The 23,873-nt window shown below is 42.3% G+C and carries 12 protein-coding genes; 10 read left to right on the forward strand and 2 right to left on the reverse strand.

The genetic code is table 11. The annotated features are described in order from the left end of the window. Positions 1 to 4: 4 nt before the first annotated feature. Complete coding sequence (locus tag HDC92_RS08360) at positions 5 to 1,423, reverse strand: pseudouridine synthase (RefSeq protein ID WP_183873740.1); 1,419 nt, start codon at positions 1,421 to 1,423, stop codon at positions 5 to 7. A 570-nt stretch (positions 1,424 to 1,993) separates the two neighbouring features. Here HDC92_RS08360 and HDC92_RS08365 point away from each other — a divergent pair. The 6 genes from HDC92_RS08365 to HDC92_RS08390 all read left to right on the forward strand — a co-directional run bounded on the left by HDC92_RS08365 (position 1,994) and on the right by HDC92_RS08390 (position 12,960). Next, positions 1,994 to 2,788: a lytic transglycosylase domain-containing protein gene (locus tag HDC92_RS08365; RefSeq protein WP_183873742.1), complete on the forward strand. Its 795-nt coding sequence runs from the start codon at positions 1,994 to 1,996 to the stop codon at positions 2,786 to 2,788. 155 nt (positions 2,789 to 2,943) lie between these two features. Beyond that, the gene (locus HDC92_RS08370; RefSeq protein WP_012780677.1) at positions 2,944 to 4,197 is read left to right on the forward strand and encodes a sialidase; all 1,254 of its coding nucleotides are present in this window, start codon (positions 2,944 to 2,946) and stop codon (positions 4,195 to 4,197) included. A gap of 798 nt (positions 4,198 to 4,995) precedes the next feature. Next, entirely contained in the window at positions 4,996 to 8,190 is a 3,195-nt protein-coding gene (locus HDC92_RS08375) for a SusC/RagA family TonB-linked outer membrane protein (RefSeq protein ID WP_255484488.1), read from the forward strand. A gap of 13 nt (positions 8,191 to 8,203) precedes the next feature. Further along, positions 8,204 to 10,162: a RagB/SusD family nutrient uptake outer membrane protein gene (locus HDC92_RS08380; RefSeq protein ID WP_183873746.1), complete on the forward strand. Its 1,959-nt coding sequence runs from the start codon at positions 8,204 to 8,206 to the stop codon at positions 10,160 to 10,162. A 43-nt stretch (positions 10,163 to 10,205) separates the two neighbouring features. Continuing rightward, positions 10,206 to 11,501, forward strand: coding sequence for a DUF4959 domain-containing protein (locus HDC92_RS08385; RefSeq protein ID WP_183873748.1), 1,296 nt, complete (start codon positions 10,206 to 10,208; stop codon positions 11,499 to 11,501). Between the two features lie 22 nt (positions 11,502 to 11,523). After that, entirely contained in the window at positions 11,524 to 12,960 is a 1,437-nt protein-coding gene (locus HDC92_RS08390; RefSeq protein WP_255484489.1) for a DUF4998 domain-containing protein, read from the forward strand. A 157-nt stretch (positions 12,961 to 13,117) separates the two neighbouring features. Here the strand turns inward: HDC92_RS08390 and HDC92_RS08395 are convergent, their stop codons facing one another. Continuing rightward, positions 13,118 to 17,122 carry a hybrid sensor histidine kinase/response regulator transcription factor gene (locus HDC92_RS08395; protein ID WP_183873751.1) on the reverse strand — a complete coding sequence of 1,335 codons (4,005 nt, stop codon included), beginning with the start codon at positions 17,120 to 17,122 and terminating at the stop codon, positions 13,118 to 13,120. A 525-nt stretch (positions 17,123 to 17,647) separates the two neighbouring features. Between HDC92_RS08395 and HDC92_RS08400 the strand changes: the two genes are divergently transcribed. The 4 genes from HDC92_RS08400 (at position 17,648) to uvrA (ending at position 23,863) form a co-directional block, all read left to right on the forward strand. Then, entirely contained in the window at positions 17,648 to 18,736 is a 1,089-nt protein-coding gene (locus HDC92_RS08400; RefSeq protein ID WP_183873753.1) for a glycoside hydrolase family 2 TIM barrel-domain containing protein, read from the forward strand. A 35-nt stretch (positions 18,737 to 18,771) separates the two neighbouring features. After that, positions 18,772 to 19,785 (forward strand): glycoside hydrolase family 43 protein, encoded by a 1,014-nt coding sequence (locus tag HDC92_RS08405; protein ID WP_183873755.1) that lies wholly within the window; start codon positions 18,772 to 18,774, stop codon positions 19,783 to 19,785. 78 nt (positions 19,786 to 19,863) lie between these two features. After that, positions 19,864 to 20,916, forward strand: coding sequence for a 2Fe-2S iron-sulfur cluster-binding protein (locus HDC92_RS08410; protein ID WP_183873757.1), 1,053 nt, complete (start codon positions 19,864 to 19,866; stop codon positions 20,914 to 20,916). 103 nt (positions 20,917 to 21,019) lie between these two features. Further along, a complete protein-coding gene (gene uvrA / locus HDC92_RS08415) occupies positions 21,020 to 23,863 on the forward strand; it encodes an excinuclease ABC subunit UvrA (protein ID WP_183873759.1) in 2,844 nt (947 codons plus the stop codon). The last annotated feature ends 10 nt before the right edge of the window (positions 23,864 to 23,873 follow it).

A 23,873-nucleotide genomic window follows, 5' to 3' on the forward strand; every position in this document is an offset into this window, starting at 1 on the left:
TTAATTACTTTATCAGGTGTTTGATCTGGATCAGCTCATGCTCTTCCAGGTAGCGCCATCTTCCGCGGGGAAGGTCTTTTTTGGTCAGGTTTCCATAAACCACACGGTCAAGTTTCACCACGTCATATCCAAGATGTTCGAATATACGACGTACAATCCTGTTTTTTCCGCTATGGATCTGGATACCTACTTCGCGCTTAGAACCCCCGGTTACGTAAGATACAGAATCAGGTTTAATGATCCCATCTTCCAGCTCCAGTCCGAACTGAATTTTGTTCAGGTCGCCCTGGCTTAAACTCCTGCTCAGTTCTACATGATATATTTTGGTGATTCCGTTTTTAGGATGGGAAAGCTTATCGGCCAGGTCGCCATCATTGGTCATCAGCAATAAGCCTGTAGTATTCCTGTCTAACCTGCCTACAGGATAAATGCGTTCGCGGCTGGCTTTTTCTACCAGTTGCATTACTGTACGGCGTTCCTGTGGATCGTCGGTTGTGGTGATGTAATCTTTAGGCTTATTGAGCAGTACGTAAATCTTTTTTTCACGTTTCAGCAGTTCGCCATTATAGCGTACCTGATCTTTTACCGGGTCTATTTTGTGGCCCAGTTCCGAAACCACTTCACCATTTACAGAAACTACGCCAGCTTCAATCAGCTCATCGGCTTTACGGCGGGAGCAGATGCCTGAATTTGAAATGTAACGGTTTAAACGGATCAGGCCGTCATCTTTCTGGACAGGGGCATTTTTTCTGCCCCGCATGGTAGGTGCCTTTTCCGGGCCGTTCCAGGTATTGTTGCGTTCCTGGCGGCTGCCACGTTCTCCGCGCTCTCCACGCTCTCCGCGTTCTTCCCGCTCGGGACGGCCTTCCCATGGCTTAAAGCCTTGTTTGGCTTGCTCATCTTCCCTTTTTCTAAACGGCCTGCTGTCAGTACTTCTTGGGCTCTGACCTTTTTTATCATCGAATTTCCGGAAAGGTTTATCCCCTCCGGTACTAAAATTATCTTTCTTTATATAGCTGCGTTTACTTTCTCCGGCAGGATTTTCTCTTGAACCGCCATCTTTAGAAGAGCGGGGTTTAAAATCCCTGTTGTCGCTGTCTCTGTTGCCAGGTTTAAAGTCCCTCGAGCCTGTGCCTCTTGAACCGAAGCTTTTTGAATCGCCGTCTTTTCCTGCTCTTGGTTTGAAATCCTTTCTGTCACTTTCTTTTGGGCCTCTCGAAGCACCAAATGCCCCTGGGGTTCTCGACGTTCTCGGTTTAAAATCCTTTGAGTCACCAAATTTATTGTCTTTCCCCTCTTTATCGTCAAACTTGCTTTTTCCCTTGTAAGTAGCGCCTGCTCCATCTGGTTTTTTGCCTGTTGTGCTTCGGTTTCCCGGTTTGGACTTGTCATCCCGACTGTTCCTGTTGTTGTTTTTGATCATGATACGCTTTTAACCGCATAATTTATGCGGCCACAAAATTACATAAAATTGCGCTGATTCGCAATTTTAGTATGTTACCCGGTGAGAGGGTCCTACTTAGGTAACTGATAATTCTATTGCCCTAGAGGTATGGTGGAGCGTTATGTGTTTTTTGAATTTTATTAGGTCCTTACTAGGACATTGCTAGGTCCTTGCTAGGTCGATTTGACCTAAGTAAGATTTAAAAATGATCTAAAAAAAATCTAATAAGGACCAAATATTTAGCAGCACAGCTAAAACACTATTTTAACTGTTAGATTTCTGGTTCAAAAGCGCGGAGTCTGCCTTGGCAAGTCTATATTTTTTATGGGTTTCAGGGAGTAGACCTGGCATTTTGGGAGGGCTGTTTTGGCCTTAAAAAGTAGAACGCATAAGCAGGCCAATATCGCTTGCTGAAGATAAATATAAATCATCGTTTAAAGGTATATAAACCGTGATTTTAGCGCTTTAATTTGTAATTACTTGATAATTAGCCAAATATGTTGTATGTTTGCAGGCGTTTTAAAATTGTTAACCAAAAGAAGGAGGAAAATGATAAAGAAACACATCATACCATGTACGGTAATTATTGCATTACTGGTTATGGCAAAAGTGTTTGCTTACAACATGCCCCAAGCAGCGGAGAGTATTTCAAAAGAAGAAAAAAGTACAACAAAAAAAGACACAGTAACAACAAAGATCAGGAAGCCATTATCTCTTATGGCTCAGTTAAATTTTGCAGAAGAGTCGCTACCTATTGGTGATGCCAGGGTAGAGAAAAAAATGAAAAAGACACTCGCTGCACATTATTTCAGCAATTTACAAACCAATATGCTGCACAGAAAGGCAGCGGAATGGTTTCCGATTATCGAACCTATCCTGGCCGCTTACGGCATTCCGGAAGATTTTAAATATATGCCTTTGGTAGAGTCGGGATTAAATAGTGGGGTTTCGCCTAAAGGTGCTGCAGGTTTCTGGCAATTTATGCCCGGAACTGCCCGAATGTATGGCTTAAAAGTGAATTCAAAGGTAGATGAGCGCAACAACTTACGTAAATCTACTATCGCGGCAGCCAAATACATTAAAGAGCTTTATGGCATTTTTGACAGCTGGACACTGGTTGCTGCTGCTTATAATGTAGGCGACAGCCACATGAAGCGCCAGATTAACAGGCAAAACCAGGATAATTATTTTAAGATGAAGCTGAACAATGAAACGGGGGGCTATGTTTATAAACTGATATCCATGAAAGAGATCATGAAAGATCCGGTTCGTTATGGCTATAGGGCCCCAAGGGCCTTGCTGGCTTATAATGCAGAAAAAGCTGAAGAAAAACGTTCAGAATAAGAAATAGAAATACACGCAAATGGGGAAAGAGGTTGTATCATCGATAGAAGATGATCAACCTCTTTTTGTTTTTTAGATCGTTTCCATCAGCAGATTTGTTTTACCGCGAAAGGTGATTGTTGGATTTTATTAAGTAACTTTAAGCAATAAGCATAATGAAAGGTAGTATTTTTCTTAAATTTTCTTTTGTACATCTATCTGGGGTAATTCTTTTTGTCTTTTCCTATTCAATGGGTTATGGTCAGGATGCTGGTCGGGAGCCACGTCCATTATTGGATTATAAAATACAGCTGGATGTGGTCAGTTCCGGTTATAATGGTATCGACAATTGGTTTCATCCTCATGCTGGAATTGTTCCTAAAAAGGGGCTGAATGAGGTCGTCTTAACCATGCAAAAATGGCTGATTGGCAGGAGTGACGTTTTTTTTGCCCTGTCACATTTAAAAAGTAAAGACCTCGGTAAAACCTGGTCGGATCCTAAGGAAGATACGCAGACGCTAGGTCGCGTGCCCATGGGAACTGAGCTTGAAATGGGATTGTCAGACTTCAGTCCAAAATGGCATAAAAAAACAAAGAAATTACTTGGAACCGGCCATACGATCCCATACAGAGACAATCATCATGCTCAAAATGAGAAGCGTTACACCGCCTGGTCCATTTATGACACAAAAGACAACTCCTGGTCTGCATGGGCAACTTTGAAGCTGCCAGATACCAATAGGTTTTATAATGCCGGTGCAGGAAGTACACAGCGGCTGGATTTACCCAATGGCGATATTTTGTTACCCATTTATTTTAAAGCAAAAGACGTTAATGTGTATAGCGCGACGGTCTTGCGCTGTAAATTTGATGGCAAACAATTGAGCTATTTAGCCTATGGAGATGTGCTCAGTTATCACATCGGTAGAGGGTTTACAGAACCATCCCTTACATTTTATAAACAAAATTTTTACTTGACGTTACGTAATGACTCTGCGGCATATGTAGCAGTGAGTAAGGATGGCTTGCATTATTCCAAGCCAAAAGTCTGGCGTTTTGATAATGGAGAAGATGTAGGAAGTTATAATACACAACAGCACTGGGTAACACATAATAATGGTTTATTTCTAGTTTATACGAGGCGCAGTACCGACAATGAAAACGTAGTTCGCCACAGAGCCCCGCTCTTTATTGCTGAAGTAGATCCTGAGCGGCTGGTAGTTATACGTGAATCTGAACGTATTTTGGTGCCAAATAAAGGTGCACAATTGGGCAATTTTGGAGTGGTCAATGTCAATAAGAACGAAACGTGGATTACCACCTCGGAAGGGATGTCGGGACGTCAGCCAACAAAATATGGCGCAGACGGAAGGGTATATGTTGCGCGGATCATTTGGTCTAAACCCAATAAAAATTGGGATAAATACTAAGTAGAGATAAAATAAGTTGGCACCAACAAGATGCCCGTCAAATGCATTCCTTCTTTAGAATTTACTTTTAGAAAGAGGGTTGAGGAAGCTAAAAACATTGGACTAAAAACGTAGGTAACATAAACAGCATCGCTTACGATCTGGGATTATCTTCTTCACAGCACTTTGCAGGGTAGAAAGCTGGGAGCAGCTGATCCATAAGTTTTTGCTGCTGGTCTTCCGGAGTCCTGTAAAAAAAATTACTTTGGAAACCGTTTTTTGTAGTATACCTGGTAAAGCTAGCCCGGTTAGTGGGCTATATGAGAAGAGCCTTATGATGCGGGAGCATCAGGTACGGTCTATGAGAATCTCAGGCTGAAATGCCTGGGTTTACTTGACAGATTTTCGGCATATTCGCTAAATTTTGAGACAAATTGCACAACATTTGATCAGCTGGATCAAAAATTAATTCATCTATTAGCGTTACCAATTCCTAATCAAACAAACTAAAATTGCCATCATGAAAATTACGATACCCAGTCTTACTCAAATTTAACAGCCCGGAAGAAGGCGGAAGTTTATTCCCGTGATTTTATGGCAGTATTTCCGGCAATGATCTTATTTTTCAAAACCGGGTACGTAACCATAAATATAATTTCTTCCACAGATATTTTAAATAAGCAATGAAAAGAACATGATCCGCTCTTGAAATAGACAGTAAAACCTAGTAATAAACCATATAAACAATTAATTATGACAAAAAAAACTACAAAATTTAGTCGAAAGGACTCAATCAGGTGGTTAGGTACAGTTCTATCTATGGCTGTAGTAATCGTGCCGCCTTTTATTCCCCTTTCACTTAGTGCAAAGGCTGTGGATATTGGTAAAGTGGCGTCCGTTACCTATGGTCTTAATGAACGCAGGTCCTTGTTTCAGGAGCGTGTCATAACCGGCCGGGTCAGCGATGTTAATGAGGCTGGAATAATCGGAGCGGGTATAAGGGTTAAAGGGACAAAAATTGCTACTGTTTCGGATTTGAATGGAAACTTTTCTATCACAATTCCGAACAACGACGCCATACTGGAGTTTACGTCTATTGGCTATGCGTCAAAAGAAGTGCCGGTTAAAGGCTTAAAGGAAGTTCGTGTCACCTTGCAAGAGTCAACATCTACTATGGACGAGGTTGTCATAACCTCTTTTGGTACACAGAAGAAGGAAAGTGTGGTTAGTGCTATTTCAACAGTTCGACCTTCTACCATGAGAAATTCGTCAAGTAACCTGACAACCGCTTTGGCTGGAAAGGTTGGTGGAGTGATTGCCTACCAACGGTCAGGAGAACCAGGACTGGATAACGCCGAATTTTACATCCGTGGCGTTACGACTTTTAGTACATCTGGTAAACGAGATCCGCTGATCCTGATTGACGGTGTAGAAATGGCAACAAACGACCTCGCCCGGTTAAACGTAGACGACATCGCATCCTTTTCCGTACTAAAGGATGCCAGTTCCGCGGCACTGTATGGCGCACGTGGAGCAAACGGCGTGATTCTGGTGACGACAAAGGTGGGAGCGGTAGACAAATTGTCGATCAGCGTAAGAGCTGAGCAGTCCAACTCTTATAATACTAAGTTAGCCGAACTGGCCGATCCTGTTACCTACATGAAACTTCACAACGAAGCGGTGCGAACGCGCAACGCCCTGGTAGACCTACCCTATTCGTCTTCTAAAATTCGGGAAACAGAGCTGGGCACCGACCCGCTTCGATATCCATCCGTAAACTGGTATGACTATTTAATAGACGATAAGGCGATCAACCGCCGTCTGAATATGAACCTCACCGGCGGGGGACAATCTGTACAGTATTACCTGGCTTCCAACTTTCAGAATGACAAGGGAATACTAAAAGAAAGCGAACAAAATCTGGTAGAGAACAACATCAATATCAATCGGCTTCAGATACGCTCGAATGTGACCATTAAGTTTGCACCAACCACCACTGGTGTTGTGCGTGCATACGGATCATTTGATGATCGGACGGGCCCTTATATTCCCAGTATGAAAGATGAGTTGGGCAACACAGTGTCGGGTGGCGCGGCGGTATTTCGCGCGGCACGAAATGCGTCACCGGTGCGGTTCCTGCCATTTTATCCGGCAGACGCAGCCAACGAATTTACTGACCATATCCTTTTCGGTATGAATCCGGAAATGTCTTTTTCCAACCCTTGGGCGCAAGTGGTCAGCTCATTTCAGGAATCGAAAGAGTCCATGATGCTGTTGCAAATGGAAATGGATCATAAATTTACCGGGAGTCTGGAGGGTTTAACTGTGAGAGGAACATTCAACGCGATGCGGAAAGCGTATTATGCGCAAAACCGTGCGTATCGTCCATTTTATTACAGTCTTGCAAATACCATAGACGGTTCCTATCAATTAACACCGCTCAATCCAGACAGTGGTACTGAGTATCTGAACTATGAAAGTCAGGGCAGAACGGTCAATGCGTCCCAGTATGGTGAGGTTCGCCTGCAGTACAACAAAACCTTTAATAAAAAGCATGATCTCAATGCCTTATTAGTTGGTACGATCAGGAATGAAACTGGTACCCTTCAATATGATGAGAGAGTGTCTGATGACCTTCAAGCATCTCTAGCACGAAGGAATATCTCCTCAGCTGGCAGGTTATCTTATGGATATGATTCCCGCTACTTTCTGGAACTAAACTTTGGATATAACGGTACCGAACGTTTCGCCGAGCAGAACCGTTGGGGATTTTTTCCTTCTGCCGGAGCTGGGTGGATGATAAGTAACGAACAGTTTATGAAGGGTGTGAAGGATGTGATAACTACTTTAAAATTACGTGCTACATATGGTAAGGTCGGAAACGATCAGATAGGGTCTTTGTATGATCGGTTTTTCTACCTGTCTCAGATCAATATGAACGGGACCGGATACTGGTTTGGTTTGAATAGAAACTACCGTACGGGTATTTCTATCGATCGGTATGCCAACGACCAGATCACCTGGGAAGTTGCTAAAAAGGCGAATTTCGGTTTAGAGCTTGGATTGTTCAACGATCTGACGCTTATAGCAGACTTTTTTCAGGAAACCCGAAGTAATATTCTTCAGACCCGGGTAGATATACCAACTACTATGGGTCTTCGGGTAGTCCCTCAGGCAAATGTTGGAGTGGCTCAGGGAAAGGGAATGGATGTGGAACTGACCTACAACAAAAAGTTCAATAACGGTTTATCGTTAATGATAAATGGCAATTTCACTTATGCAGCAAGCACAGTTAAGAAGTGGGAAGAACCTGATTATAGTGATGTCCCCTGGCGTACCCGCGTTGGACAGAAGATTAATCAGCCGATAGGTTACATTGCCGAGCGGCTATTCATTGATGAGGAAGAAGTAAACAACTCGCCCAAACAACTATTTGGAGAATATGGTGCAGGAGATATTAAATACAAGGACATCAACAATGACGGTCAGATCAATACGGACGATATGGTAGCCATTGGTCACCCGACTATTCCTGAGATCATTTACGGAAACTCGATCTCGGTAGCATATAAAGCCTTCGACATCAATTTCTTTATTCAAGGGTCTGCCAGATCCTCGTTCTTTATAAGCCCCGCTGGTATCTCTCCTTTCCTCAACCAGGGACAAAAAGCGCTGATGCAAACGATCGCAGACGATCACTGGTCTGAAACGAACAGGAATATAGAAGCATTCTGGCCGCGACTATCTGAGTATACCATCTCAAATAACAATCAGACGAGTACGCATTGGCTGCGTGATGGAACCTTTATACGACTAAAACAGGCGGAAATAGGCTATACTTTACCCGAGCGATTGAGTAAAAGAGCCCGTATGAGTATGATGCGGGTGTACCTCAGCGGAACCAATTTGTTTTACATTTCTAAGTTTAAGATGTGGGATCCGGAAATGGGCGGATTAGGCCTGGGATATCCGGTTCAGCGTGTATTTAACTTAGGTTTGAATGTTAAATTTTAATAAAGATCTACGAATGAAGAATATAATGAGAATAATAGTAGCCTTTTCCCTGATGGGAATTATGAGCTGCAAATACCTGGATGTGGTGCCAAATGACACAGCGACATTGGACCACGCCTTCTCCAACCGCTCTGTAATGGATAAGTTTTTGAGAACATGTTACTCACACTTGCCAGATCCGACCGATCCGTTTTACTACCCTGCCTATTTTACCAGCAGGGACGAGTTTGACTGGAGGAGCGATAGCAGGGCTGGAAATACGCCCGCCGGCCAAATTTCCCGTGGACTTCAAAACACCAATAATCCACTGCAGGATTACTGGACGGGAGGCCAGGGAGGTAAATCAATGTATCAAGCCATACGTGACTGCAATATTTTTCTGGAAAACGCACATATTCCTCGTGATATCGACGAAATAGAACGGGCTCGATGGATCGCCGAAGTGAAATTCCTAAAGGCCTATTACCATTTCTTTTTAATGGAATTGTACGGCCCCATTGTGTTGGTGAAAGAAAATCTACCCTTATCGGCTACTCCTGAGGAAACGAAAGTATATCGCGAACCAGTGGATGAATGTGTAAACTACATCGTGCAGTTACTGGATGAGGCGGCGGTTGATTTACCATTGGCACTTCCAGATCCGTCGACAGAACAAGGCCGGATTTCCAAAACTATTGCACTGGGTATTAAGGCGAAAGTTTTAGCCTGGGGAGCCAGCCCATTATTTAATGGCAATCCGGATTATGCAGGTTGGATCGATAAGCGCGGGAAACAATTAATCTCTAGTACTCCTGACCCTAAAAAATGGGAGAGAGCTGCCGTAGCCATAAAGGAGGCAATTGATGCTGCCCATGCTGCCGGAAACCGCTTATATGAGTTCAACAAGTTTGCAGGTGGCGCCCAAACATTCGCAATGAATGACAGTTTGGTGCAGTTGATGACTGTCAGAAAGGCTATTACTGAATCGATCGAGCGAAATCCGGGAGTAATCTGGGCCACTCAAGAACAATTTGCAAATGGTAAAGGTGGTTCCAGCTTTGCTCCGCTAGGAAATATGCTTGCAAGTCTTTTTCCGGTATTGTATAGTACAGATCAGCCTAGTTATATCAACTACATGTCTGCTTCCTGGCATATGGGTGAATTGTTTTATTCAAACAAGGGTGTTCCGATTAATGAAGATAAAACGTATGACTACAACAACAGATATAGCTTAAAACGGGCAACGTCGGCGGATAATCATCAATCTTATATTGCTACTGGCGAAGTAACCGTCCTTCTTCACTTCTTCCGGGAGCCGCGTTTTTACGCCAATTTAGGTATAGACAGAGGGTTCTTTGAGCTATCGACTACTACAACCAATGGCGGCGTCTCATTTGCCCCCTTTATTAAGAGCCGTCCGGATGAGGTTGGACCAGCAGCGGGCCATGGTGCATATACTCCTAAAAAGATTATCCCGTTTGAGTCATCCGCCAGTCAGGGAGATGTGAATAAGCGATATACAGCATATCCTTATAACTTTCCTTTACTACGCTTATCAGATCTTTATTTGCTTTACAGCGAGGCACTGAACGAAACAAAGGGCCAACCAGATGCAGAGGTCTACAAATGGATTGACGAGGTGCGGGCTAAGGCGGGATTGAATGGCGTAGTACAGTCGTGGCAACAAGCGGCCTTTAATCCTGACGCACCATCAAATAAAAATGAGATGCGTAAAATTATTCAAAGAGAGCGCCTGATCGAGCTCTCATTTGAGGGACAACGCTTTTGGGATATACGTCGATGGAAAACGGCTGGTCAGTATTGGAACCTCCGTCCTATGTCTTGGACTCCATCCAGAGAAACAGAACAATTTTATGTTCCTTTCGTCTATAGCCAAGTTGTACGCCAGGTTACATTTAGAGATTACCTGTATCCAATCAGAGATTACGACTTACGGATTAATCCAAATTTGGTTCAAACGTATGGTTGGTAATAACGGTAAGTACAGAAATGGAATTATTAATAAAGATTAATTTATGAAAAAATATAGATTTATAATGGCGATATTGGTTTTATGTACCTTTTTCGCTTGCAAACAGGAAATTGACAAACCGGGTGGCAAATGGTCTTCCGGACCGATAGAGGTTGATCAGATAACTCCTATTAACGGAGGAGCGACGATTACGTACAAACTCCCAAACGACCCCAACTTACTTTACGTGATGGCAGAATATGAGCGGAACGGGAAATTGTTTACCGAGAAATCGTCTATTCATAAAAATATGCTTACAATCGAAGGATTTAACACGCTGGACAAAGTGCCCTTCCGCCTGTACATGGTTAATAAACAGGAACAGCGTTCAGAGCCTCTTGAATTAGAGTTTAAACCTCTGGAGTCACCTATTAGCATTGCCAAGAATTCCCTGAATATGGTGCCGGGATTTGGCGGTATTGTTGCGGATTGGAGTAATCCTAAAAAGACAGAATTTGGTGTCCGGTTGATGGTTAAAGACGAAAAAGGCGCTCTGGTAACCAAGGAAATGTATTTTTCCTCGAGCGAAAAGGAACGCCGCTCGTTCCGGGGCTTTAATCCAAAAGAGACTACTTTTGCGATCGCTTTTGAAGATAAGTGGGGAAATATATCGGACACGACGGTGCTTAAGACAACTCCATTTTTTGAGACGGTGGTACCGAAACCATATGCGGATTTTCGGTCAAGTATCCCTTATGACAATGTCACAAATCTTTCTGGTAGAAACATTAGTTCACTATGGGACAACATTGTTAATACTGCTTCTCACGGATGGTTGACTCAATCCGGAGGCGGTAGTGGCATATCTATGACTATTGATCTCAAACAAGTTGTCAAGCTCAGTCGGATTGTTATTCACGGTTATCATGTCAACTCCGTTTACGGACAGGCAAATATTACTCAATTTGAGGCATGGGGTGTCAAGAAAATTGACTTTGCTAAATTGGCTGACCGTCCGTACTGGCTGGACGAGTATGCTGTTCGCAATAAGAATATCAGAGACCTCGATGGGATTAACGAAACCACCCAGCTTCCTGCCCGGACATTTAAAGATGACTGGCAATATTTGGGTTGGCATGCCATACCTCGCTATGACAGAATGGTTCCGCCAGATCCACAGGGCGCATTAAACCTTGCAGCAAACGGTACGGAATACGAAATTCCACTGGATGCTGGCCCAGTGCGATATATTCGAATATTTGTACGTGAAATTGCAGGTACAATGCCACCTCCCGTAAACAACTATTGGTCTATGGGAGAGATTACTGTTTATGGCGATAACACAGTTCCACAACAATAGAAATGGAATAAACTTTATACAGATGAAAAAGATAACTAAAATAATTCCCATAACACTAGCCTTCATAGCGGTCGTTTTATTATTATTGTCCTCTTGCGACAAAATGGACGACATTCAGCGAAAATATGCTGAGAAAGAAGAGCAAGTCTATTTAGGAAAAGTAGACTCCATTAAATATTTTTCGGGATTCGGAAGAGCAAAGATAACATGGTATATCGGTTCCGATCCCAAAGTAGAAAAGACCATTATCTACTGGAATAGGAGGAAAGATTCAATTGTGAAAGAATTTGTACGTAAAGGAGCAGGAGTCCAAAAGGACTCGGTGATCGTTGAAAACCTTCCTGAAGGCTCCACACTTTTCGAATTCAGGAATGTAAACAACAGAGGAGAAACGTCATTATATTCGTCTTCAACCATCAATGTATGGGGTTCAGAATTTGCAGATGGCTTGCGTGCGAGAAATTTAACAGCATTTAATTTCGACTATGCAAAGTCGCTTTTCACGCTAAACGTTTCGCCATCGACCCGCGGGGATAGTGTTATCTATTCAGAAATTGTTTACAAAGACAAAGCCGGCGCGGAAAAAACAGTGAAAATAGAACGGGCCACAGTGGAAGTTCAATTACCTAACTTTCCCGACGCAGGTGAGTTTAAATTCAGAACTGTTTTCTTTCCACCTCAAGGCTTAGATATCGTTTACAATAAGTTTAAAACCTATCGGGCACCAGATGCAATCTCTAACAGAGGTATAAAACTTTCAGTCCCAGGAAGGATAGCAAGTAAATATTTTAAGGGTGAAGGGCAAAGTTTATATGAGTGGAATGCTACAGGCGGCATCATTCGTTATGCTGTAAATGCAGACGGATCGTTAACCCAAACAGCATCCATAGCTTCGCTCGTTCCCCGCGCTACTTATCGCGACTTCTTCTACTACAATGAGGATCGGTTTATCGGTATTAATACTGCCGGTGCTGTATCCATGCACCAAATTCAAAATGGTCAGCTAATTTTTGTAAAAGCGACGCCCACTTCAGCAAACACTTTCGGAACCGGATTTACTATGCCGAGGTTTGTACCCGGTAACGGTTTCTTCTTGTCAGTATTAGCCGCCTCGGCAGACCCATTGACCTCAGGGGAGGTTAAGGCCTGGTATGCAAAAAATGACGCTACATTTGGCGCGCCTAACGGAGTTACCGTAGGAACAGGGTATGCTATTTATGAGCCCCTTACTATGTTCAATAATCAATCTCTTTTGGGGGTTGACGCCAATGGAATTTTATGGAGCATTCCAGTTACGGCGAACGGTTCTCTAGGTTATAGAAGTCGTATCGGCACCGGCTGGAATCGGTTCAAAAAAATAGTAGGTGTTGGAACATCGTTGCTATGTATGGAAGAAAATGGTGATTTTTATGTATTTAATAATTTTAATTCTACTGATAAGTATTGGATTGTAAATTAAGGAATAACTAACAAGTATGGTTCATATGAGGTATTCTGTTGATTCTCATATGAACCGTACTCTGTAACGGAGATTTTAACACATGTATACACAAAATACATCTTGTTGACCCCTTCTCGCCAAAACTGAAATGACCCCATATGATTTTTATAATGAATCAGTTAGGACTGCAAGATTGACCAGTTATAGTCAACTGCTTTGATGCAGCATATTCAGAAGGTGTCATTCCAAACTGTTTAAGAAAGGATCTCCCAAATTGGGTCTGAGAACTGAAACCCGTCATGGAAGCGATCTTCAGGATCTTATGGTTCCCTTCAGCCAGCAGTTCGGCTGCCCGTTTAAGCCGGGTGATGTTGATGAGCTCGTGTGGTGAAAGGTTAGAAATGGCCTTGATTTTCCGGTATAGTGTTGGTCTGCTCATGTGCATGATTTCGGCCAGTTGATCTACATCCAGGGATTTGTTGTCCAGGTTTTTATGGATGGCCTCATAAAGTGTTTCCAGAAAAGCCTCATCTGCTTTATTGTAGGCCATACTCTTGATGTGAACCAGCGGAGAACTTGCAAAGTAGTTTTTAATTTTATCCCTGCCTGCTAATAAATTGGAAACCTGGGTTAACAAATGATCCGGAGAGAAAGGTTTTTCCAGATAGGCATCTGCACCAACCTCCAGGCCTTCTATTTTAGACTGTAAAGTATTTTTTGCGGTGAGCAGGATGATCGGTATGTGTGCATATTCCAGGTTCTCCTTCACCGCTCTGCACAATGCTATTCCATCTAAAACCGGCATCATGATGTCGCTGATGATCAGATGAGCGCTTTTTTCTTTTAAGATATCCAGCGCCTCCTGTCCGTTTCCAGCTTGTAATACCTCAAAATCTTTAGCCAGTTTGCCTGCAATGAAGGCACGGATCTCTGTATTGTCTTCTACCACTAAAATGATGGGACAATTTGTCGCATCTTTTTTTTGCGAGATGCTTTTTGCAATTGGGCTTGTTTCTGTTAAACTGATTTTAAATTCTTGTTCATGGCGTATGGGTAGGGTCAACACAAAGTTGTTGTATTTTTTATCCTCATTTTTTAGCCCCAAAGTCCCCTCATGCAATTCAGTAAGGGATCGGGCCAGGGCCAGGCCAATTCCTGCTCCTCTTTCCGATCCTGCACTGGTCATTCTGAAGAAGGGTTCGAAGATCTTTTCCCGGAAATTTTCTGGAATAACTTTGCCGTCACTGGATACGGTGATTACGAAATTGTGCTCATAGGTGACCAGCTTTACCGAAATTTCGCTTCTGGAATATTTTACCGCATTATCGATCAGGTTACTGAATATCTTGTTTAGTGCTTCTGGATCGGCATAAGCATAGAGGGGCATCTCTGGTAAATCTACAGTTAATTCCAGTTTTTTATGTTCAATAGCTGTTTTGAACCTGGAACAGTTCTCTTTCAGGATGTCGTTGATGTTTACATTTACAAAACTGAGGTTAAAGCCTTCAATCTCAGTTTTTCTGAAGCCCAGGAGTTGATCGGTCAGTTCTATCAGACGATTGGTGTTTTTTTCCATGGTCGTTAGGTTTTCTTTGACCTGGGGCAAGGCTTCTGCATGGCGCATCACTTCCTCTAAAGGACCTTTGATCAGGGTTAGGGGTGTTTTAATTTCATGGGTAACATAAGTGAAAAATTCGATTTTAGCCTGGTAAAGCTCCGTTTCCTTTTTAGATTCCCAGCGCTCGATCTTTCTTTTATTTCTATCGCTGGTTCTTTGATGGTAATATTTTATGCCGTAGTATATGGCAGTTACCACAATGATGAAGTAAAGCAGATAAGCCATAGGACTTGCCCAATAAGGAGGGCTGATGACAATTTTAAGGCTGGCCACATAGGGATTCCAGATGCCACTGCTGTTTGTAGCTTTCACCTTAAATGTATACGTACCCGGCGCGAGGTTAGTAAAATATACTTTTCGGTTGGTTTTAAGATAGGTCCAGTTTTGGTCCAAACCTTCCATTGTATAGGTGTATTCTGTCATTTCGGGTGCCGTGTACCCTAGCGCAGCGAAATCAATACTAAACGTGGATTGGTGGTGTTCAAGGTTCAGTACCCTGGTAAAATTGATCGATTGGGCCAAGGGAGAATTCTTTTGACCGATTTGCAGTTCTTTGTTGTACACCTGGAAGCCTGTAATGTAAATTGGCGGAACAAACTGGTTTTTTCTAAACTCATCTGGCAGGAAGCTGATCATTCCTTTAACGCTGCCAAAATACATCCGGCCATTCTTATTCTTATATGCCGAACTATAGTTGAACTGATCGTTCAGCAAGCCATTGGATCTGGTATATAGTGTTATCTTTTCATCCGGACTAAAACACACAAGTCCACGAGAGGTACTGATCCACAGGTTCTGCTTTTGATCTTCGAGTATCCTATAGAAAACATTGCTTGGAAAGCCGTTTTTGGTAGTATACCTGGCAAAACTTTTGTCTTTTTCATTAAAGCGGTTGAGACCATTTTCTGTTGCAACCCAGATGTTACCTTTGCTGTCCTGGAAAATGCTATTGATGGCATTGCTGCTCAGGCTTTTGGTATTATTTTCTTCGAACTTATAGGAAGTGGATCTTCTGTCGCCATTGTTATAAATATACAGGCCATCCCTTAATGAGCCTGCCCAGATATTGCCGGAATTGTCTTCCATTAAATATTGGTAATGCAGATTTCCGGGCACTTCATTCAGCAGGCTGAAGTCATCGCTATGTTTATTATATCTGTACAGTCCATAAGAACTGCCCAGCAGTATGTCTCCTGAACGGGTTTTTAATATGGATTCAATAAAATTGCTTTTTAACTGGTTGGGCTTATTTTCTACCTGGTAATGCCTGATTACTTTTAAGGTATTGATGTCTATAACGTCCAGTCCACGTTCAAAAGTTCCTACCCAAAGTTCATCATCTGTAGCCAGCAATCCGTGGATATTGGTATGGCTAATGCTGGTTTTGCCTCCACCTGGTTTAAAATGTTCAAATACCCCGGTTTTAGCATTTAGCCTATTTAAGCCGGCATCTTCTGTGCCAATCCAGAGGTTCCCATATTTATCATTGCATATTTCTTTAACCGCATAGCCGCTTAGACTATTGCCGGAAGCCTGTGGGAAAAATTTATCAAAGGAGGTAAATTCCTTTGCATAATAGTTTACGCCCCCGAAATACGTTCCTACAAAAATCCCGCCTTCTTTGTCTTTACACAGGGTATAGACTGCATTATCTGAAATAGAATAAGGATCGTTGAATTTATTGCGCAGGTTTTTATATTTACCTGTCTTCATATCATAAATAAACAATCCTGATTCTGTCGCTATCCAGTATCTATCATTTCCTATATCCATAAAATCTCTTGCATAGATGGCTGTGTTGTCGGGATTAGAGGTTAACAGGTCCCGGTAGGACAACGTATGGATATCAAATATTTTTATTCCCTGATTTGAAGTCCCAACCAGTAGATATCCTTTATTGGTATGATATACCTTTTCTATCCACGGGGAGATGGCCGGTTTGGATTTATCAAATACCTTATAACTAATAAATGAGTCGGTGGCCGGCTGGTATCTTTGGATGAAACCATCAGCTGATGACACCCAGATATCATCTTTTTCACTGATGCTGATAGAGGTTGTACCGGTATGTGATTTGTTCCTGTATGTGATGTTTTGCTTTGTTTTTTCATTATATCGTGAAAGGAACAAGCCTGTTATATACCATATATTTCCGTGGCTGTCTGCACTTACATCTCTGATGTCATATCCTTTTGAAGGGGGAACCAGGCTAAAACTTTCTTTAAGTGGATCGTACTTATAGAGCCCGGTAAGTGTGCCAATCCAAATAGTCTGGTTTTTATCTTCATACAGGCTATGGATAAAATTGTTCCCGATGCTTTCCGGATTATCGGGATCATTTCTAAATATTTTAAATGTATAGCCATCAAATCTGTTTAAGCCATCTTTTGTGCCAAACCACAAAAATCCTTTCTTGTCCTGTAAACTGCAGATCACGGAGTTGTAAGATAGACCATTCTCTACCTGGTAGTGCCTGAAGGAGTACGACTGGCTGTAGCCAATGCTTACCACGCTGAACAGCAAAAAAAATACAAAGAATAGTTTAGTTAGTTTGGTGTACATATCTGGTTTGTTGTGGTTATCCTAAAGATAGTTCTAAAACTCAGATAAACGAAGATAAAATGTATCAATTACTTGATTAGACCAATTATAGATACATTTTTGATACAAATTGTACAACATTTGATCAGCAGGATCAAATGTTAATGCTTCTATTAGCACCATTAACAAATAGACAACTAAAACAAACAATGTCAGTATGAAAAAACTACTACAAGCAAAGGTTTTGACGATCTGAATTAATTCTGTTAAAGTGGCCAGGCATACGCTGGTCCGCATTGGTTTTAATTGCATCTGGTATAAAGGTTGTCAGCATGGCCAATCCTGATGCATTAAAACCGGCGGATCATCCGTTTGCCTGTCTGCTATTACTGCAAAATGGGATTATATAAAGCCAGCTACCAGTTGAAATGGAGGTATACTTATCCGCGCATACGGAGGTATGGATGATCAAAGGACGTGTAGAAACGGACACTGATCTGTTATAATTAGAAAATAATAAACGAGAATAAATAAAAATTACAAACAATGAAAGACCTAAAAACCTATCTATCGCTGCTGATATTCGTCCTGATTTTTCAGGCCTGTGCGCAAAAGCAAACCGGACAAACAGATCAAAAACCAAGAGAAATATGGACGGTAGAAAAAGCTAACAAATGGTATGAACAATGGGGATGGCTGCGTGGAGCGGATTTTATTCCGAGTACAGCAATTAACCAGCTGGAAATGTGGCAAAAAGAAACTTTTGATGCGGCTACAATAGACCGGGAACTTGGGTTTGCAGAAGGTATAGGAATGAATTCTATGCGGGTATATCTGCATCATGCAGCCTGGCAGCAAGACAGGGAGGGTTTTAAAGAAAGAGTAAAAACTTATCTGGATATTGCCGATAAGCACCATATTTCTACCTTGCTTGTGCTGTTTGACGATTGCTGGAACCCAACCTATAAAACAGGTACGCAGCCTGCGCCTAAGCCAGGTATACACAATTCGGGCTGGGTTAGGGATCCGGGAGATCTTTATCATCAGGACCCTAAATTGGTGGATACGCTGGAAGTTTATGTGAAGGATATCCTGACCAGTTTTAAAGATGATAAACGCATTGTGCTGTGGGACCTTTACAATGAACCTGGTAATTCAGGTTATGGCAATAAGAGCATGGACCTGCTTAAAAAAGTATTTGAATGGGGACGTACCGTTGATCCTAGTCAGCCACTTTCTGTAGGGGTATGGAAGCGTGACCTGAAAGAACTTTCAGATTACCAGATCCATAATTCTGATATCACCACATATCACAATTATGGAGATCCTAAAGACCACCAGTTTTGGATTGATACCCTCAGAAGCGTATCTAAACGACCACTGATCTGTACGGAATATATGGCCAGAACAAGGAATAGTCTGTTCAGCAATATTATGCCTTTGCTTAAAAAAGAAAATATAGGCGCTTATAACTGGGGCTTGGTAGCGGGCAAAACCAACACCAAATATGCCTGGGACACTCCTTTGCCCAATGGTGATGAACCAAAAGTTTGGTTCCATGATATATTTAATCCTGATGGAACACCTTATAAAAAAGAAGAGATCGATCTGATCAAATCACTAACGGGAAAATAAATGAGTCTGCAAGCTTAATTTAATAAAAGAACAGAATGATTAGATATAAATTGCTTCAGCTAATGTTGTTGTTGGGTTTTCCTTTGCTAGTCTGGAGCTGCGGCAGGGATAAAAAGACGGAAGAGGACAAGAGCAACAAGGGTATAATTAACCCGGTGCTCGATATAAATTTTCCTGATCCAACAGTGATTAAGGTGGGTGATAACTATTACGCGTACGCTACCAATACCTATTATAAAAACAAGAATTATAATATCCCTGTTGCAGTATCTACAGACTTAAAGACCTGGAGAGTTTCAGGAGATGCTTTGCCGAAGAAACCGGATTGGGCCACTAAAGATTTCTGGGCACCACATGTACTTTTTGATAGCAAACTAAATAAATATGTGATGTTCTACTCGGGTGAACTGGGACCCAACACCGGCAAATGTATCGGGGTTGCTTTTTCCAATACACCAGAAGGACCTTTTACAGATTCCGGAACACCGATCATCAGTGGAACCGGATTTATTAATATTGACCCTTTTGCTTTTATTGATCCTAAAACAGGGAAGAAACTGCTTTACTGGGGTTCTGATTCTAAACCAATTAAAGTTCAGGAACTTACTGATGACTGGAAGGCCTTTCTGCCTGGCAGCGTAGCAAAAGATGTAATCCCAACAGGTAAAGAAGCAAAATATGACCGTTTGGTTGAAGGTGCATGGGTAGATTATCAGGATGGTAAATATTATATGTATTATTCCGGAGACAATTGCTGCGGGGCAGGTGCCAGTTATGCGGTTTTGGTTGCCCGTGCTGATGACGCATTTGGGCCGTTTCAAAGATACGGAGAAGCCAATGGTACAGGTAGCAGTGTCATTCTTGAAAAGGATACCAAATGGATGGCTACCGGACACAATTCTATTTTTCGCGATGGGGGTGGAACTGCATACATTGCTTATCATGCTTTACCAGTTAACCAGACTACCGGAAAAGCTGTGGGAACCGACAGGCAGATGCTGATCAATAAAATTGAATATGTTAACGGCTGGCCAAAAGTAATCAAGTAGTTTAAATTTCTAGTAGCGTTTGTAAGCGTTCAGAGACCCAGGGTTTCTGAACGCTTTTTTTATTATTTTTACCAGCCTATGGTATTGATACAACTGCGCATTACTGAAATGACATTTTGTCCAGGTGAAACACTGATTATAAGTTTTGAACCTGTGGATGGAATAAAACCCAAATATCTTGCAGGCCAGTTTTTAACACTCGTTTTTAAAGTGAACGGCAGAGAATTGAGAAGGTCTTACTCTTTATGCAGTTCGCCTGATGTAGACGAGCCGCTTTCTATTGCCATAAAACGGGTTGAAAATGGCGAAATATCCAGGTTGCTGCACCATAAAACGGCCGTAGGGGATGTGCTTACTGCAGTTGAACCCAATGGCCGTTTTAGCTATGTACCTGAAGTGCAATTGAAAAGAACAGTTTTTCTTTTTGCTGCGGGTGTAGGCATAACCCCATTGTACGCCATTGTTAAAACTGCACTCATTACTGAACAGCATACAAAGATCATTCTGATCTATAGCAGCCGCTCGGCCGATCAAACCCTGTTTTATAAAGAATTAAACAACTGGCAGGTGCAATATCCAGGACGTTTCAAGATTGTTTATGTGTTTAGCCAGTCGCAAAATCTCCTGATGGCCCGTTTAAATGGACCACTAATAGAAAGGCTGGTGGCTGAGTATCTGGAGTTCAATAAGGAAGATGCTTTGTTGTATACCTGTGGTCCGGTCGACTACATGGACGTATGTCGTATTACACTGCTCAATTTAGGATTTGACCAGGGCCAGATCAGGAGGGAGACCTTTGTGCTCCCCGAGGATGAGCAGGACGAAGATGATGCCACCGAGAAAAAGGTAAGACATACCAATACCTATTCGGTAGTTTTGAATTTTAAGAACAATATATATCATTTAAGCGTTCCTTATAACCAAACCATACTGGATGCAGCATTGGAGAAAAACATTAAACTACCCTATAGCTGCCATGCGGGAATATGCAGCACCTGTACCGCAAATTGCATTAAGGGTGGTGTAGAGATGGATTATAATGAAGTACTGATGGACGATGAAATTGCAGCTGGAAGGGTGTTGGTTTGTACCGGCCATCCTACGGAAGACGATACCACAATTGTTTGGTAAATTTTTAGTTTTGGTACAATGTTTTGATAAAATTTTTAGCAATTTTGTGCCGTAAAAAAATGTGATCTTAAACGTTTAAAATCAGTATCATTTTTAAATATATATGAGCAAAAATACTGTTGACCTTGGCGAGCAAAAAGATGTGGAAGTGTATGGGGCCAGGGTGCATAACCTTAAAAATATAGATATCTCCTTTCCGCGGAATAAACTGGTAGTGATTACAGGTCTGAGTGGGAGTGGTAAATCATCTCTGGCTTTTGATACTATTTATGCCGAAGGGCAGCGTAGGTATATGGAAACCTTTAGTGCCTACTCCCGGCAGTTTATGGGCGGGATGGAAAGACCTGATGTAGATAAGGTATCTGGTTTAAGCCCCGTTATTGCCATAGAACAGAAAACGACCAGTAAAAACCCACGCTCTACAGTTGGTACCATTACCGAAATCTACGATTTTATGCGGCTCCTTTATGCCCGTACAGCCGACGCTTTCTCATACAATACGGGTGAAAAGATGGAGCGCATGAGTGAAGACCAGATTCTTGAAAATATATTCGATAAGTTTGGTAACATGCCTGTAAATATTCTGGCCCCGGTAGTAAAAGGACGTAAAGGGCATTACAGGGAATTGTTTGAACAGATTCGTAAACAGGGTTATGTGAAGGTGCGTATTGATGGAGATATCCAGGATATTACACCAAAGATGCAGGTAGACCGCTATAAGATCCATGACATTGAGATTGTGGTAGACCGTCTGATCATTGACCGGAAAGATGTAAAGCGCTTACAGGACTCTTTGCAAACTGCCATGCGTTTGGGCAAAGGCATCATTAAGATCAGTGATAAAGACAACAATGTATCACATTTCAGCCGTTTTCTGATGTGCCCCACAACCGGCATCTCTTATGATGAACCCCAACCCAATAGTTTCTCATTCAATTCCCCATACGGTGCGTGTGAAAACTGTGATGGCCTGGGCTATATATTTGTGGTAGACAAGGAATCGGTAATGCCCAATCCTAAGCTGAGCATTATGAACGGAGGATTGGCCCCATTGGGTGAGTACCGCGATATATGGATGTTCCAGGTATTAAAGGCATTGGCCAAAAAATATAATTTCTCTTTGTCTACCCCGATAGAAAAGTTGGGTGATGACATCATCAATATCATTTTAAATGGATCACATGAACTGCTTTCTGTAGCGGTAGAGTATAATAAATGGAATGTACAAAACTATCAGATCACTTTTGACGGCATCATTAAACTGCTGGAAGAACAGCAGGAACGCAAAGGGGAGGCCGCAGTAGATGATATGGAGGCTTTCAGAAAACTGAAGACCTGCCCGGTGTGTAATGGCGCGCGGTTAAAGAAGGAGAGCCTGCACTTTAAAATTGATGGCAAAAATATCTTTGAACTTGCAGAGATGGACATCAGCAGCATTAAAGAATGGTATGTTGATTTGGAAAGCAGATTAACGGAAAGACAAAATACCATAGCTAAAGAGATTTTAAAAGAGATCAGGTCCAGACTTGGCTTTTTGAGTGATGTTGGGCTTAATTATTTGTCGCTGGACCGTACGGCACGGACCCTTTCCGGAGGGGAGGCGCAAAGGATCAGGCTGGCCACACAGATCGGTTCTCAGCTGATGAATGTGATGTACATTCTGGATGAGCCAAGTATCGGGCTTCACCAGCGTGATAATGAACGTTTAATAGGAGCGCTAAAAAATCTGCGGGACCTGGGCAATACGGTGCTGGTGGTAGAACATGATAAGGACATGATTCTGGAGGCCGACCATGTGATCGATGTTGGCCCGGCTGCTGGTGTACATGGCGGGCAGATTGTCGCACAGGGTACACCTGCCGAGATTTTAAAGTCTGATACGCTTACAGCAGCTTATTTAAATGGTAAAAAAGGGATAGAAGTACCTAAAAGGCGCAGAAAGGGAACCGGGCATAAACTTTCTATCATCAAGGCAAGCGGGCATAACCTGAAAGACGTATCTGTTGATTTCCCTTTGGGCAAGTTTATTACCGTAACAGGTGTATCAGGTAGTGGAAAGTCGAGTTTAATCACAGAGACTTTGTATCCAATTTTAAACCATCACTTTTTTAGGGCTAAAAAACATCCTTTACCCTATGAAAAGATCAATGGCTTAAAAGAAATAGACAAAGTGATTGAAATTGACCAGGCACCCATCGGGCGTACGCCGAGGTCAAATCCTTCTACCTACACAGGTGTTTTCTCTGACATCCGGAACTTATATGTGCAATTGCCCGAGGCTAAAATAAGGGGTTATAAGCCCGGCCGCTTCTCTTTTAATGTGAAAGGCGGACGTTGTGAAACCTGTCAGGGCGGTGGAATGAAGGTCATAGAAATGAATTTCCTGCCTGATGTACAAGTGCCCTGCGAAGAATGTCAGGGAAAAAGATATAACCGGGAAACGCTGGAAGTACGTTACAGAGGTAAATCCATCAGTGATGTGCTGGATATGAGTATAGAAGAGGCTTGTGATTTTTTTGAGAACATGCCGGCCATTTATCGCAAGATCAAAACCCTTAAAGATGTGGGGCTGGGATACATTACACTTGGCCAATCGTCCACCACCTTGTCGGGCGGTGAGGCCCAGCGGGTTAAACTGGCTACGGAACTTTCTAAAAAAGATACAGGTCGTACATTTTATATTCTGGATGAACCCACAACTGGCCTGCATTTTGAGGATATAAACGTATTGCTAGGTGTGCTGAATGAGCTGGTAGAGAGAGGAAATACTGTACTGGTTATTGAACATAACCTTGATGTAGTAAAAGTAGCGGATTGGGTAATAGACCTGGGCGAGGAGGGTGGTGCCGGAGGTGGAAAGATCATCTTTGAAGGTACGCCGGAAGGCCTGATCCAAAATCCGATAAGCTTAACCGGCAAGTTCCTGAAAAAGGAAATGGGCCTGTAAATTAATTATT

The organism is Pedobacter sp. AK017 (assembly GCF_014200825.1).
Taxonomy (GTDB): domain Bacteria; phylum Bacteroidota; class Bacteroidia; order Sphingobacteriales; family Sphingobacteriaceae; genus Pedobacter; species Pedobacter heparinus.

What these genes read in the sequence shown, in the direction of transcription:
- HDC92_RS08400 (WP_183873753.1), top strand. Translation starts at nt 17,648, where the DNA reads ATGAAAGACCTAAAAACCTATCTATCGCTGCTGATATTCGTCCTGATT.
- HDC92_RS08375 (WP_255484488.1), top strand. Translation starts at nt 4,996, where the DNA reads ATGGCTGTAGTAATCGTGCCGCCTTTTATTCCCCTTTCACTTAGTGCA.
- uvrA (WP_183873759.1), top strand. Translation starts at nt 21,020, where the DNA reads ATGAGCAAAAATACTGTTGACCTTGGCGAGCAAAAAGATGTGGAAGTG.
- HDC92_RS08410 (WP_183873757.1), top strand. Translation starts at nt 19,864, where the DNA reads ATGGTATTGATACAACTGCGCATTACTGAAATGACATTTTGTCCAGGT.
- HDC92_RS08390 (WP_255484489.1), top strand. Translation starts at nt 11,524, where the DNA reads ATGAAAAAGATAACTAAAATAATTCCCATAACACTAGCCTTCATAGCG.
- HDC92_RS08365 (WP_183873742.1), top strand. Translation starts at nt 1,994, where the DNA reads ATGATAAAGAAACACATCATACCATGTACGGTAATTATTGCATTACTG.
- HDC92_RS08405 (WP_183873755.1), top strand. Translation starts at nt 18,772, where the DNA reads ATGATTAGATATAAATTGCTTCAGCTAATGTTGTTGTTGGGTTTTCCT.
- HDC92_RS08380 (WP_183873746.1), top strand. Translation starts at nt 8,204, where the DNA reads ATGAAGAATATAATGAGAATAATAGTAGCCTTTTCCCTGATGGGAATT.
- HDC92_RS08395 (WP_183873751.1), bottom strand. Translation starts at nt 17,122, where the DNA reads ATGTACACCAAACTAACTAAACTATTCTTTGTATTTTTTTTGCTGTTC.
- HDC92_RS08385 (WP_183873748.1), top strand. Translation starts at nt 10,206, where the DNA reads ATGAAAAAATATAGATTTATAATGGCGATATTGGTTTTATGTACCTTT.
- HDC92_RS08370 (WP_012780677.1), top strand. Translation starts at nt 2,944, where the DNA reads ATGAAAGGTAGTATTTTTCTTAAATTTTCTTTTGTACATCTATCTGGG.
- HDC92_RS08360 (WP_183873740.1), bottom strand. Translation starts at nt 1,423, where the DNA reads ATGATCAAAAACAACAACAGGAACAGTCGGGATGACAAGTCCAAACCG.